The sequence below is a fragment of the Spirulina subsalsa PCC 9445 genome (assembly GCF_000314005.1).
GTDB classification, from domain to species: domain Bacteria; phylum Cyanobacteriota; class Cyanobacteriia; order Cyanobacteriales; family Spirulinaceae; genus Spirulina_A; species Spirulina_A subsalsa.
The window spans coordinates 5013758-5028098 of sequence record NZ_JH980292.1 but is presented as its reverse complement, the minus strand read 5'-3'; the positions used below and the strand labels follow the sequence as shown (position 1 = coordinate 5028098).

Sequence of the window (14341 nt, the reverse complement as noted above, 5' to 3'; positions counted from 1 at the left end):
TCCCAGATATAGCGTTCCGCAAATTGGATAACACTATTTATGGACTATTCACGATTGGACACAACCGTATTTTCCCGACTCCCGACTCCCCAACTCTCGGACTTATTCAGCAGGCCCTACCTATTACCCATTGCCCCCCTAAACCATGAGGAAAACGCTTCTAAAACCGATCCTCCTTTTGCTAGGGCTTTGGTTGCTCTTTGAACTAGCAGCCCGGGCGTTAGCAGAAACCCTCTGGTTTGCAGAAATGCAGTATCTAGAGGTCTTTGGCTTACAAGTCATCAGTCAGGGGGGGCTGTGGCTGTTTGGTACAGGGGGAGCAGCCATGTTCCTGTTCCTAAACCTGCATCAGGTGGGGAGATTCCAACATCCTCAGCCTCCGGAAAGTGTCCAACGAGCGCAACGGGGAAAATCCGCCAAAGTTGCGCCGTCTAGCTATGCCAGCACTGCGCCCCTCTCCCTGAAAGAGGCCATTCTGCTCAATCGACAAACCGCAACGGCTCCCCCTCCTCCCCCTCCCTCGACGGCCTACCCCTCCCAGATTAAACTCAGTCACCTGTTGCCCCTTGTGTTGGGGTTAAGTTTGCTCTTGGGCTTTCTCCTGCTGCACTACGGGGAAACCCTACTCACCTATAGCCCCCTTGCCCCCAGTTGGAGCCGAAGCACGCCTTCTATTCCCCCTCCCTTTAAAATTCAGTCGATTTTCCACCTGTTGGGGGGCATTGAATGGGGGACACCCTTCTTTTATGTGGAGATTGTGGTGTTGCTGGGTGTGGTGTGTGGTGTGCTGTTTGCGGCGAATGGGTTGTTTAAGGCGATCGCACTCTTTCTGAGTCTCTACTTCGGCTTTATCCTCTCCGCCAACTGGACCCGCATCCTCGCCTTTTTTAACCCCACCCCCTTTGAAAGTCAAGATCCCCTCTTCCACCTCGACATTAGCTTTTACATCTTCCAGTTCCCCCTGTGGAAACTGCTCTATTTTTGTCTAGAAGGCCTCTGTCTCTATAGTCTCATTACCTGCACCCTCCTCTACCTCCTCTCCGGGGATAGTCTCTCCCAAGGGCGCTTTATCGGCTTCTCTCGCCCCCAACTGCGCCATCTGGAAACCCTCGGCGGGCTTTTCCTTATCACCCTCGCCTTTACTCACGGCCTAGCCTGTTTTGACCTTCTTTATTCCAAACGGGGCGTTAACTACGGAGCGAGCTACACTGACACCAACGTACAACTCCCCCTTGAAATCGCCCTCAGCCTACTCGCCGCCGTTGTTGCCCTCTGGTTACTCTATAAAGCCCGTTTCCGACCCTCCCTCCACAGCATCGCCTGCCCCATCCCCGGCCGCCAAACCTGCTCAATTGTCCCCCTTTCCCTCCTCCTCGTCCTCTTCTATGGCCTCGCTGTCCTCCTTGGAGCCCTCGCCTCCACCACCGTCCAGCGCATCATTGTTCAGCCCAACGAACTCGAACGAGAAACCCCCTATCTAGAGCGTAGTATTGCCGCCACCCGTGCCGCCTTTGCCTTAGACCGTATTGAGGCCGAAACCTTCGACCCTCAACCCACCTTTTCCCCCAGTCAACTCGAAGACAATCAACTGACCATTGAAAACATCCGCCTCTGGGATACTCGACCGATTCTCAAAGCGAACCGACAACTCCAAGAAATCCGCCTTTACTATACCTTCAAAGACGCGGATATTGACCGCTACTCAATGCAAATTCGCCGGACGGATACTCCCTCAGAATTCCGGGAACAGAAACAACAGATTGTTATTTCTCCCCGAGAATTAGACTATGAAAAAGTACCCGCCGCCGCCCAAACTTGGGTCAATAAACATCTGGTTTATACCCACGGTTATGGCTTTACCTTATCCCCCGTGAATCGCGTTGGCGAGGGCGGTTTACCTGTGTATTTTGTCCAAGATATCGCCACAGAAGAAGAGGGCGGTACTTTGCGTTTATCCGATGAAATTATTCAGGGGAGTATTCCCATCGGTCATCCTCGCATCTATTACGGAGAATTGACCAATACTTATGTCATGACTTCAACTCGTGTTAAAGAGTTAGACTACCCCAGTGGTCAGGATAATGTGTTAAATGTTTATGATGGCATGGGGGGAATTGGAATTGGCGCACCTTGGACACGGTTAGCCTTTGCCCAATATTTAAAAGATTGGCAAATGCTATTTACCCAAAACTTTAAACCAGAAACAAAACTATTATTTCGGCGGAATATTAATGAGCGCATTCGTCGCCTTGCGCCATTTTTAACCTATGATCATGATCCCTATTTAGTCAATGCCGATATTGGAGATCCAAAGGCGAGGGAATTAGGCAGTTATTTATACTGGATTGTAGATGCTTATACCACCAGTTCCTATTATCCCTATTCTGACCCCGACGGGGAGAATTTTAATTATATTCGCAATCCGGTTAAAGTGGTGATTGATGCCTATAACGGGACGGTGAATTTTTATGTGGTGGATTTGGATGACCCCATTATTCAAACCTGGGGGAAAGTCTTTCCGACTTTGTTTAAGCCGATGGAAGAAATGCCCCCAGAATTGTTTAATCATATTCGTTACCCGACGGACTTTTTTAGGATTCAATCAGAAAGTTTATTAACCTATCACATGACGGATCCGACGGTATTTTATAACCGGGAGGATCAATGGCAAATTCCCAAAGAAATTTACGGGGAGGAGCCCTTACCTGTAGAGCCTTATCATCTGATTATGCGCTTGCCCCAAGAACAAACCGAGGAGTTTATTCTACTCCATCCCTACACCCCGGTAGCCCGTCCGAATTTAATTGCTTGGTTAGCGGCGCGGTCTGATGGGGAACAATACGGTAAGTTGTTATTGTACCAGTTCCCGAAACAACGGTTAGTGTTTGGGGTGTCCCAAATTGAGGCGTTAATTAACCAAGATCCCCGCATTTCTCAACAGATTTCTTTGTGGGATATTCAAGGTTCTAATGTGGTTAAGGGGAATTTGTTAGTGATTCCTTTGGAGGATTCCCTGCTCTATGTTGAGCCGTTGTATTTAGAGGCAGAACAGAATAGTGTGCCGACATTGGTTCGGGTGATTGTGGTTTATGAAAATACCATTGTCATGGCCCCGACGTTAGAGCAGGCTTTAGCTGGGATTTTTAACCCGGCAGCATTAGAAGAGGAGGAGGAGGCGATTATTCGCTCCTTAGAAGGTTATGAGGAACAGTTACTAGAGACGGTGGAACCGTAATAAAAGGATGAAGTTACTATGAAAAAACAGGTCGAGCCTCGCCAGATTAAATGTCCTGAATGTGGGGCAGAATTTGAGGTAGAAACGATTTTGCGGGAGACGATTGAGAAGGAGTTACGCCAAAAACTGACGCTGGAAATACGCGATCGCCTGACAACGGATCTCAAGCAGGATCTCCAGCAAGAACTGACCGCACAGTTAGCCCAAGAGAAGGCGAAACTAGAGACGGCAACGGCGAAATTGCAGGCTAAATTGAACGCGGAAGCGGAACAAAATGCTCAGGAATTGCTAGAGGAACGAGAACGGGCCAAGGTACTAGAGGAAAAACTCGCCGAACAACGGAAAGAGCGGAAAACGCTGCTGGACGCGAAAGCAGAACTCGATGAGCTTAAGGAGCAGATGGAACGCCAAATCAGTCAAGTCCGACAGGAGGCGATCGCACAAACCAAGCAAACAATGGAGCAAGAGTTAGAAGCGCAATTATCCCGCCAAGTGTTAGCCGAAAGGGAAAAACTGGCTCTAGAAAATGAGCAAATTCAGACCAAACTGAAGGCAGAAGCGGCACAAACGGCCGAGGCACTGCAACGGGAACGGGAAAACGCCCAATTACTCGCCGCCAGCTTGGAGGAACAGCGCAAGGAACGGAAGGAACTGTTAAAAGCCAAGATTGAACTGGACAATCTGAAGGGTGAATTAGAGGAACAGATACTGGAGGTGCGACAACAGGCGATCGCAGAAACCAAGCAAACGTTACGGCAACAGTTCCAAGAGCAGTTTAGCCAACAGTTACAGAGTGCGATCGCAGAAAAAGATATCGCCCTTGCTGAAGCTAAGGAAAAAGAGCAGCAACTCAAAGACCAAATCGAGGCGCTCAAACAACGGGCTGATCAAGGTTCTATGCAGATTCAAGGGGAGGCGTTTGAGGCTGTTATTGAGGAAACCTTACGCAATTTGTTTCCCCGTGATCAAATTAAAGAAATTGAAACAGGGGCTTATGGTGCAGATTTGACCCAAATCGTTGTCAATGATTTTGGGTCAGCAACAGGCAAAATTATTTATGAGTCTAAAAAAGCCAAACATTGGCAGGATAAATGGATTCAAAAACTGCGCCAAGATGCCGTCAGTGAAAAAGCCGATTTAAAGATTATTGTCACTACAGCCATGCCAGACAATATGGACAGTTTTGGGCAGATAGAAGATGTTTTTGTTTGTCGCTATCACGAACTGCCCGTAGTGTCTACCCTCTTGCGCCAGATTTTGATTCAAGCGCACCAAGAGAAAAGAACCCAAGAACACATGAAAACGGTACAAGAACGGGTAGTGGACTATATTCGCAGTGATGAATTTAAAACCGTGATGACCATGCTGCAAGAAGCCTATCACGCTTTTAGTGAAGACCTACGCAAAGAAGAAAACTACATGAAACAACGCTGGAAAGCTCGCCGGGATTATTTGGATAAAATCAGCAATGGTTTAACGTCAATTATTGGCAGTTTGGCGGCAATTGGTGGCACGAATTTTGACTTAACGGAGCAATTAACGGATAGCACCCCCCCTAAGTTTCTTTTATTGTAGGGAACAGGGAACGAGGAATAGGGAATAGGGAATAGGTGATAGGTGATGGGCAAGAATCGGGAATCGGGAATCGGTGTAGGGGCGCAATGCTTGCGCCCTAGGGAGTCGGGAATAGGTAATAGGTAATAAGTCTTAATGCCCCCTCTCCCCCTCTCCCCTGCTCCCCCTCTCCTGTTCCCCGTTCCCTATTCCCCATTTTCCCTAGGATTTGGTAGAATCAATCTGGCTTGGTGGTCAATCGAGTTCCTCTAGTGGGAAACGTGCGATCGCCTAAGTTGATCAATTTGGGGCTGTGGCTCAGTTGGATAGAGCAAGCGCCTCCTGAACAGTCGGGCATCATGAGGGTAACTTCATGAATGAATGTAGTCAAATTCAAGGAAGCCTAAGTGCGAAGCCTTTGGGGAAACCTCCCACCTCCGCATAGGGTAATCTTGAGCCAAGCCACTAGATTAGGGGGTAAACCCTTGCCTAGTGGAAGGTGCAGAGACTGGTTGTAGAGAGTTGATTGATGGACTATTTATGTCTCATCACCAGAGCATCGGGAAAACACTAACCCTCACTAAAAAAGAAAAACGAGGGGTTTTAGCCGGAATGTTGTTAGGTCGCGGCCAACGAAATGGCCATAATTTCTATATTGCGGCCTACCATCAACGCGAATTAGAGTTAGACTATTTGCGCTTTAAACAAGACTGGTTAGAACGGATTACAGGACAATCTATTCCCTGTTGTCCTAGTGTCAATTCCCAAGGGGTATCCTACCTGAGACTCCAACCGCCGTTAATTCCCCTCACTCGGATTCTTGTGCAGAAGCTATATCAAGGTTCTGCGCGAAAAGTGATCACTCGCGAGTTTTTGGAGGAGTTAACCCCCCAAGGGGTGGCAATTTGGTTTCTCGATTGTGGGAGTAAAACCTTTAAAAAACGGCAGGGTAAAATCCACGCTTTAGAGGTTTATCTCAATACAAATTTACCCAAAGCAGAAAATGAGACAATTGTCAAGTATTTTCTGGAACATTGGGGGATTCAGTGGGGATTAAGTTCTCAAAATAAGCGGACAGGCTGTTATCGTTTGCGAATAGGGACGAAAAAGGGTCAGGCTTTTTTTGAGCAGTTGTCGCCTTATGTTCCTTCCAGTATGCTCTATAAAATAAACACCTCCTACAGCAGAACGGCTACCCCCGGAACGCGTGAGTTGCGGGTGAAGGAATAGTCCAGAGAGTGGGGAAACTCACACGAATCTGAAGCGCTAGGTCGCCGGTTCAAATCCGGCCAGTCCCGTTGAATTTTGATGTGAATTGATGTTCTTAAAGCTTGATTCTCGTTGGCAAAAGTCGAAGACCAAACCACGCCAATCAGCCAAGAAGCGGGTTAGGTGGCCTTTATTTATGGCCGTTGCGATCGCCTTGATCGGATTGTACCTCCAACACCGATACCAAGCCGCCCAGCGCCCCCCGCAAGCGTTGTTTGTCTTGGGAGGGTTAGAAACCCGGGAAGCCTTTGCCGCCCGTTTAGCGAGGAATCACCCAGATTTAGAGATTTGGGTGTCTTCTGGTAGTCCTAAGCACTATGTCCAGATGATTTTTGACCGGGCTGGGGTAGAACGCGATCGCCTCCATTTAGACTATGCCGCCCAAGATACCGTCACTAACTTTACCTCCCTCGTGGATGACTTGCAGGCGGCCGGGGTGGATAGTGTGTATTTAATCACCTCCGACAACCACATGAGACGAGCGCGGATTATTGGTGAAATCGTCTTTGGCAGTCGAGGCATTGCCATCCGTCCCCTCCCCGTCCACACCAACGAAGAACCAGAACCTTGGAGTAAATCCATCCGAGATGGAGCCAGAGCCGTATTCTGGTTATTTACCGGGTCTACCGGGGAAGAATTAGCCCAGAACCTCGACGTAGAACCGCTTAGGGAATGGGTTGAACCAGAACAAACGGCTGAATAATCAACGCCTGAAAACGGATTTGGGGTTGACCATTCCAGTTGCTGATTTGTTCGGCAAAGGGTTTATGGATTAACTGGCTTTCGATCCAAGTTTGGACTAACTGGACTTGATCCGAGGCGATCGCATAACCCACCTCCACCAAATCCAAATCATCCGACACCATCAACACCGCATCCCGTTTGACATGGGGAAGCAACCACTCCCAAGAGGCCTCGTCAATACTATCCGTTAACGTTGTTTTTAAATCGTCTGGCATGAAACTGAAACTAGGTCATAACCGACCTAGGGCGTGCATCTCGTTAATTATAGCCGTACACTTTTCCGTCACCGCCTGCAAATCCTCCCGTTTCGTCGAAGGAGGGGGATCCATTGGCGCACCAATCCGCACCGTCACCGGAACCGCACGAGGCACCCCAGACCCAATCTTATCCGTTCCCCACAAACTCACAGGCAACAGAGGAACCTGTGCTTTCGCCGCAATCATCGCCGCCCCCAATTTAGGATTCTCAATCGTGCCATCCTGCGTGCGAGTTCCTTCTAGAAAAATCCCCACCCCCCAACCTTCTTTTAAGCACTCTAAGGCCGCTTTAATCGCGCTACGGTCGGCTGAACTCCGTTTAACGGGATAGGCTCCATAAAGACGAATGGCTTGGTTTAAAACGGGAATTTTGAACAGTTCCTCCTTCGCCATAAAAGCCACCGGACGACCCACACAATTAGACAGAATTGGAGGATCTAATAAACTGGCATGATTACTCACGGCCACAAATCCCCCCTCCCTTGGCACCTGTTCCGCCCCCGTAATTTGTCCTCGGAAATAGACATGAAGCATCGGACTAACTACCGACCATTTAAACAGGTGGTACAGCATTAAACTACTAAAAGGTTCTCGTTTCTCACTCATTTTATTTAAGGTTTATTAATAGTAAAACAGCGTGGATTAACTGCGGTCGGTGCGCCCGTGGTCAAACAGCCCAGTAATGGCGTTCTGTCGGGGACTTCGATCTAGATAAGAGTCTATATGGGAATCCCTCGCTTTCAGCGATGGGAGGTTCAATAAATAACTCTACTCGTGGGGCTAGGGAACAGGGAACAGGGAGCAGGGGAGCAGGGGAGAGGGGGAGATGTCTATTCCCTATTCCCTATTCGCTATTCCCTATTCGCTATTACCTATCACCTATCACCTATTCCTTATTCCCTATTCCCTATTCGCTATTACCTATCACCTATTCCCTATCACCTATCACCTATTCCCTATTCCCTATTCCCTATTCCCTATAATCCTGTTTCCTCCCTTCCCGATCAACCCATCCCCAATGTTTAGCCGGAATTCCTCCCACTAACTCAAAGGGTTTAACATCACGAGTCACCACCGCCCCCGCCGCTACCATAGCATATTCTCCCACCGTCACCCCACATAAAATCGTTGAATTTGCCCCCAAAGATGCCCCCTCTTTAATCAGGGTTTTATCCCGATACCAGCCATCATCTTGATGGCTAAAATAACGCTCCTGCATGGCAGGATTTCGATGAGAACGGGGATAAAGATCATTGACAAAAGCCACATTCGGACCGATAAAACAATAGTCCTCAATGATGACCCCCGTCCAGAGCGAAACATGAGTTTTTATGGTGACACCATTTCCTATTTTAACACCACATTCGATAAAAACATGATCACAAATATTACAATTTTCTCCAATCGTAACATCCCAGAGAATATGAGTAAAAGCCCAGATTTTAGTATCTTTTCCGATAGCTTCTGTTTCCACCAAAGCATGGGAATGCACAAAATAATCCATAGTGAGAGTTAACCAGAATTAGCGATTTATTTTATCCTATCCGTAGGTTAAGCACAGGAAAACGTAACCCAACCTTTAAAAATGATACTAGAGAGATTTCATAATTTCCCTCACCCACCTAGTCCCCCCATAAAGCAAGAACATTAAGGCAGATAATGGTTGGATTTCCTAACATAAAAATAATACAACCCCACCCCCGCTAAAGCAACAGCAACCCCTTGCACTAAATACATCGGATGATACATCCAAGGCCCGACATTCATAAAATAACGCTGCATGGGAAAATCCCCATAGTCTCCTGATAATTCTCCAATGGTCAGCCAGACTTTAGAAAATAACAAAGACGCTAAAGAAAATCCTACCAGTTGCTTCATTGTCCATTGTTGTTGGTCTAATACTTTAATCACCAAGGGAAAGACTAGAGGCGTAATATTAACCAAATAGCGAGACTCACTAGCTAGACTTAAAATAATGCCAATGAACACACATAGACTCAACCCTAAACCCTGTTGATTAATCAGGTTACTAATTTTTGACCAATAAAAGACCAAAAACCAGACGATTAAACCAAAGTACATGACATGGGAAACAAAAAAAGTAGCCGGTTGAATCATACTGGTCCAGACAACGAATTCCAGGAGTAAGCCAAAGGACAAAGTATTCCCCGGTTCTGTGACTAAAGATTGGGCAAGTGTGTTTAAAAAAATCAAAAAGGAGACTTTCCCCGCCAAGGTGATGGAGTTAAAGGGACTAACCCAACTTTTTAGGTTAAAAAATGCCGAAGATTTAAATAAGTAAAATAGCCCCAAAAAGAGATAACTGGCGGACAGTGTAATGCTGAGATAAACCGTTGAATGGAGGAGCGGGGCAATCTGCCATTCGGCTCTAATTTCTCGCCCAGAGTGGGCTAAGATGACCATATAAACGACTCCTGCAACGGTTAACGCTCCGGCGGTTAAAAGGGCGGGTTTGGTGGCTGTTGGTGGGTTAGGATGAGGGGGTTCTGATGCCGGAAAGAGGAGTAAAATTGCTCCAAAATAATATAAGTTTGACCAGCTAAATGTACCAAGAACAATTAAGCCCATCAACCAGAAGGTTCGGCGACTTAGATAAGCGTAAAACATCGCCATGCTAATACAATAGGCGGCAACGTCAGTTAAAACGGGGTAATAGGGGGTTATTTTTAAAATAAAACAGTTTAGAATAAAAGCAATGAAGCCGATCCATTTGCCCTGAGAACTAATTTTTAATTGCTGGGCGATTAAGCACCAAAAATAAATACTTAGGGTAATGAGTAAAACGTTGAGGATGCCAAAACCATGAATAATATTGCTGTTGCTATGTTCTAGTCCGAACAATTGTAGGCTGTGAAAGATGAGAAAGGATGGAAAAATACGACTGATATAATAGCTATCAATTCCTTGAGCAAATCGTTGATAAAAATTTTGTGCAAGTTCTGCGTAACGACTGCCATCCCAGCCAAAACCGTCACCGACATTAATTTTGTCGGGAGATAAAAAGGTGAGAAAGGCGATCGCCCCTGTGAGAAAAACTAAGCTAAAATCGTTACCCTGTGGAGTCTGTAGCCATTTTTTAAATTTAAACCACACAGAAGCAAAAAAAATGGTCATGATAATCACAGAAACTAGAGTAACGATTTTAAATTCTGATGAAAGATAAACCAACACAACAGCCTATTCTCTGGGGACTTATGGGGGGGAGTTTCTTCCTTTTCTTCGCTTGTAGTGTAATCCGTCATCTGCTCTTCCAGTCCAATGCTTATGATTTAGGATGGTTTGATCAATTAGTGTATCTCCTGAGTGTGGGACTTCCCCCCGTGGTGTCCTTTGCAGGAGATTATCACCTATTGGGGGATCATGTGGCCTTGATTCTCTACCCTCTGGCCTTATTTTATAAAGTCTATCCTTCCGTGTATTGGCTGTTTGGGGTACAGGCACTCGCTTTGGCCGGGAGTGGAGGATTAGTGTGGCAGTTGGCACGACAGGAGGGACTTTCAAAGGGAGATAGTTTGTTAATGGTGGGAGTTTATTATTTATACCCCCTCGTTTTCAATGTCAATCTCTATGATTTCCATCCGGAAGTTTTGGCCTTTCCTGCTTTATTGGGGGCGATTGGGATTGTGCGTTCGCGCCGTCCACCCCGATGGCCTGATATTCTGGGTTTTATCTGCTGTCTCCTCGTCATCCTCAGTTGTAAAGCGGTACTTTCCCTCACCGTTGCCGCGCTGGGATTTTGGGCGCTGTGTGTTGAAAAACGCCCCCTCTATGGCATTTTGGCCGTCAGTGGGGGGATAGCTTGGTTTTTAGCCACCACACAATGGATTATTCCTCAATTTAGCGGCATGGAAGCGGCGGCGGTGGGGCGCTACAGTTACTTAGGGGATTCTGTCCTTGAAATTGCCCTGAATGTCTTCCTGAAACCTCACCTCGTCTGGGGCCATTTGCTCTCCTTCAGCAGCTTAGAATATTTCCTGCTGTTGTTTGTCCCGGTTTTCTGGGGGATACGATGGCCGAATCTCTCCCCCCTTGTAGCCACTCTCCCCACCTTGGGGATTAATTTACTCTCAGATAATTTTAATCAACGCAATTTAGTTCAACAGTATTCAGTCCCTCTGTTACCGTTTCTCCTGTTGACCTTAATTTTTGCCCTTGCTCATCATCAACTTTGGGTGAAAAATCGTAAATTTATTTTAGTCTGGTCTGTGGTTGGATTCCTGTGTTTAGCCAAATATAGCTACTTTGGCAGCGTGTATTTAAGGAAGATTGACACTTGGCAGGCCAACCGTCAGGCGATCGCACTCATCCCCCCTCAAGCGTCTGTAATCGCCCCCTCCGGCATTCTTCCCCACCTTACCCATCGTCCCCTGGTCCAACTCCCCCGAGGGGAATTAACCCCCCAAGAGATGGATCAATTCGACGCGATTCTACTCGATCAACGTCATCCTGACTTCGGATCTTCTCCCGAGGCGATCGCCCGTTTGCGCGAATACTGCCAAAACGCCCCCCACCTCTCCCTCACCTTCTCTCAGGATGAAGTCCTTCTATTCCAGCGTCTGGGGGACAAAACAGGAATTTGACCCATACCCTTGACACATTTGTTAAAAATTGTTACATTTGTTTACAGATAAGTTAACAAAAGTACACAAAAATTTAACAGGAGGTCAAATACTATGGCAATTTTATTAGCCGTCTTAATCGTGGGTTGGGTCGCCGCCGCCGTTTTAGGGACTCAAGCTTACTTCCGAGGGGAACAAAGCAAACCCATCCACCAACGGAATTGGAACTCTAGCGCCTTTGACACCTTAGCCAAATCCTTTACAGGTCGTGACACCGACTACGGCGATCGCACCCCCGCTTACAGTTTGGACGCTTACGCGGTGCGAGTGCGCGTAGACTCCTAATCCTAGTCACTCCGACCAGACAACAACATCTCTCTAAAACAATCGGGTTAATTAACTTTCGCAACATTCCCATCCTCTTCCTGAGAGGGTGGGAGTTTTTTTCCCTCGAATATGAGTGAACAAGGATTAATTCCCGATCTCCCTTCTCAACTCAGCCCGGACTTGACAACGCCTCAAGGCACGAACTAAACGCTGACCTTGATGATGATAGAGGGGACAAGGGAGGAGGGCGGGGAGATGGTGCATCAGCGATCGCGCTTCAGCGAGAGAATATCCAGTCATGCGGGTGATTAAATTCGCCCCCTCAAAGGCCGCCTCCGGACTGCGGAGACTGGTGAGGTAAACCTGCCACTCCGGGGGCATTAAATGCCCTAATTCCACCCGACGCAAGCTTTCTATGGTCGCCAACACAATAAGGCGATCGCCCAATTGTAAACGGATCTCGTCACTGGGCATAAAACAAGGTTCCTCACCCTTTTTCTGATGCAGCAACGGCACCACACCATACCCATAGGCCACAGTGGCCAGTAAACGATGAACGAGGGTATCTTCTGGTTCTATGGTGTATTCTGTGACCAAAATCGTTTGATTGTGCAGGCGGAATAAACTGAGAATCTTCTCCCCAAAAGCCGCCCCAGCAAACGCTTCCGCCATCACAGCATAGGTGCAAAAAACTTGGGCATCGGGGAGCAGATTAGCCAGATGTTGACTCAATTGTTGACCATAGATCCGGATGGCTAAATGACTTTGAGGATTGAGCGATCGCACCATCAAAGCCGCTTCTAGATTCATCATTTCATCTTCCGTCGCCACAACTACACTTTTCGCCGTGGTGACATTCCCTTGGGTGAGTGCGATCGCCAACGGAGCCGTAATTAAAGGCAAATGGGGTAAAATCGTTGGGTCATCTTCCCCCGCTAACCGAATCCCCACCACAGGTTCTTGAAACGCCTCCAGCAGTTGGATCACTTGTTTGCCAATCCGCCCCAAACCAATAACAATCACATGATTTTGGCTAGGAATCGGGGGGCGTTGGCGAATCAATTGGAACTTAGAAGAGAGCAACGTTTCCGTCAGCAAGGCATACAGCACCCCAACAAAACCCGTGCCGATCACCGTTAAACTCAAAGCAAACAACTGTAACCACCAAGGCAAATTCGGGATAACACTAAACTCCCCAAACAAATCCGCATAGCCTCCCAGCAACAATACTGCTGTACCATAAAAGGCCGTGAGGAATGTTGTTTCTGGGTAGTAGCGATGAAATAAAAACGTTCCCATCACCAACAAAACCCCGATAATACAACCACACAACAAAGCCACCCGGCGAATTTGTTGCCCTAAACTCAGTTGCCAAAACTGCCCTAGGGATTGAGCCACAGATTGTCGAATCGTCCTCACCCTGAATCGACTCGGCAGTTGAGCAAAAAACTCAGACCAGCGTTGTCGTTTGAGACGATTAGCCCGGCCTACAGCCAAAGAAGCCGTCTTTTGACGTTGTTGCAACAGAAACTGATCTGCCGTTTCCACATAGACAATCCGATCATTGTCGCCAATCATTTGATCCGGGTGCCACTGATAAAAGGGGGGAGTCAAAGCATGAGAACCCTGACCATGGAGTAACACCCGACGCACCCGACTGTTCAATTCCTCCAGTTGGCGAGTCTGGCACCAGGGATGAGTTGAGGATGTTTGTTGTTTCACCACCCGCAACCATTGTCCCTCTAGATTGAAAAACCCCAAGGTATCTGTCCCCAGTGCAGCGATCGCAAAAGCCACAGCAGGCAATTCGGTTGCTTCAAAGGCTACAAAATTCCCTAGAGTTTCACTTAATAATTGATTGAGATTTTCCTTACCTGAACGAACTACTAAACGAGTTTCTCGATTCAGTTGGCGAATGGCTAAAGCCGTTTCCGCATTCACTCGTTCATTACTCGTCACAATTAACGCCGCCCTCGTTTCCTGAATGCCAGCCCCTTGTAGAATGTCATCTTGGCAACTATCCCCCAAAATGAACCCATCCAACACCTCCGGCAATTGGCTAAATTCCCACAGCGAGGGGGGAGCAATTTCCACCGCTACCACACGCACCCCAAATTCCTTTAAGGCCATCACACAATGTTGCCCCAAACTGCCCAAACCAATGACTAAAAACTGTTGATGGGTCGTAGATTTATCTGCCCAAGCTGGATTATTCATGATTCATCGTGGCCTGTTTATTGGCTGTCGGGAACAATCTATGAATTAACATAATCCAAGGTTAGGGTTATGAGCGCTCCCCCCGTCAACGATTGGAATCCAATATTCTGACAACCCTTCCCGAAAAGGCGTTTGAGAAGACATCCACCCTTGCTTAT

The 14341-nt window shown here is 47.4% G+C and carries 11 protein-coding genes; 6 read left to right on the top strand and 5 right to left on the bottom strand.

Features of this window, described 5'->3' with window-relative positions:
- Window positions 1–145: 145 nt before the first annotated feature.
- From SPI9445_RS0122910 to SPI9445_RS0122895, 4 genes are all read left to right on the top strand, one after another.
- Window positions 146–3235 (top strand): UPF0182 family protein, encoded by a 3090-nt coding sequence (locus tag SPI9445_RS0122910; protein ID WP_033374029.1) that lies wholly within the window; start codon window positions 146–148, stop codon window positions 3233–3235.
- An 18-nt stretch (window positions 3236–3253) separates the two neighbouring features.
- Complete coding sequence (locus SPI9445_RS26730) at window positions 3254–4810, top strand: DUF2130 domain-containing protein (protein ID WP_017307134.1); 1557 nt, start codon at window positions 3254–3256, stop codon at window positions 4808–4810.
- 519 nt (window positions 4811–5329) lie between these two features.
- The gene (locus SPI9445_RS0122900; RefSeq protein ID WP_017307133.1) at window positions 5330–6019 is read left to right on the top strand and encodes a hypothetical protein; all 690 of its coding nucleotides are present in this window, start codon (window positions 5330–5332) and stop codon (window positions 6017–6019) included.
- A gap of 88 nt (window positions 6020–6107) precedes the next feature.
- Window positions 6108–6761 (top strand): YdcF family protein, encoded by a 654-nt coding sequence (locus SPI9445_RS0122895; protein WP_026080033.1) that lies wholly within the window; start codon window positions 6108–6110, stop codon window positions 6759–6761.
- Here SPI9445_RS0122895 and SPI9445_RS0122890 read toward each other — a convergent pair.
- From SPI9445_RS0122890 to SPI9445_RS0122875, 4 genes are all read right to left on the bottom strand, one after another.
- Complete coding sequence (locus SPI9445_RS0122890) at window positions 6724–7017, bottom strand: DUF2288 domain-containing protein (protein WP_017307131.1); 294 nt, start codon at window positions 7015–7017, stop codon at window positions 6724–6726. The genes SPI9445_RS0122895 and SPI9445_RS0122890 overlap by 38 nt on opposite strands.
- Before the next feature lie 15 nt (window positions 7018–7032).
- Window positions 7033–7665 (bottom strand): lysophospholipid acyltransferase family protein, encoded by a 633-nt coding sequence (locus tag SPI9445_RS0122885; RefSeq protein ID WP_026080032.1) that lies wholly within the window; start codon window positions 7663–7665, stop codon window positions 7033–7035.
- 364 nt (window positions 7666–8029) lie between these two features.
- Window positions 8030–8563: an acyltransferase gene (locus tag SPI9445_RS26725; protein WP_017307129.1), complete on the bottom strand. Its 534-nt coding sequence runs from the start codon at window positions 8561–8563 to the stop codon at window positions 8030–8032.
- 143 nt (window positions 8564–8706) lie between these two features.
- Window positions 8707–10194, bottom strand: a complete 1488-nt coding sequence (locus SPI9445_RS0122875) for a hypothetical protein (RefSeq protein WP_017307128.1) — start codon at window positions 10192–10194, stop codon at window positions 8707–8709.
- A 38-nt stretch (window positions 10195–10232) separates the two neighbouring features.
- Between SPI9445_RS0122875 and SPI9445_RS0122870 the strand changes: the two genes are divergently transcribed.
- Together SPI9445_RS0122870 and SPI9445_RS0122865 are read left to right on the top strand one after the other, a co-directional pair.
- Window positions 10233–11660 (top strand): DUF2079 domain-containing protein, encoded by a 1428-nt coding sequence (locus tag SPI9445_RS0122870; RefSeq protein WP_026080031.1) that lies wholly within the window; start codon window positions 10233–10235, stop codon window positions 11658–11660.
- A gap of 93 nt (window positions 11661–11753) precedes the next feature.
- On the top strand, window positions 11754–11984 hold the full coding sequence (locus tag SPI9445_RS0122865) for a photosystem II protein, Psb35-related (protein WP_017307126.1): 231 nt from the start codon (window positions 11754–11756) through the stop codon (window positions 11982–11984).
- Window positions 11985–12110: 126 nt separating this feature from the next.
- On the opposite strand, the gene SPI9445_RS0122860 is transcribed toward SPI9445_RS0122865, so the two are convergent.
- Complete coding sequence (locus SPI9445_RS0122860; RefSeq protein ID WP_017307125.1) at window positions 12111–14183, bottom strand: NAD-binding protein; 2073 nt, start codon at window positions 14181–14183, stop codon at window positions 12111–12113.
- Window positions 14184–14341 lie beyond the last annotated feature (158 nt).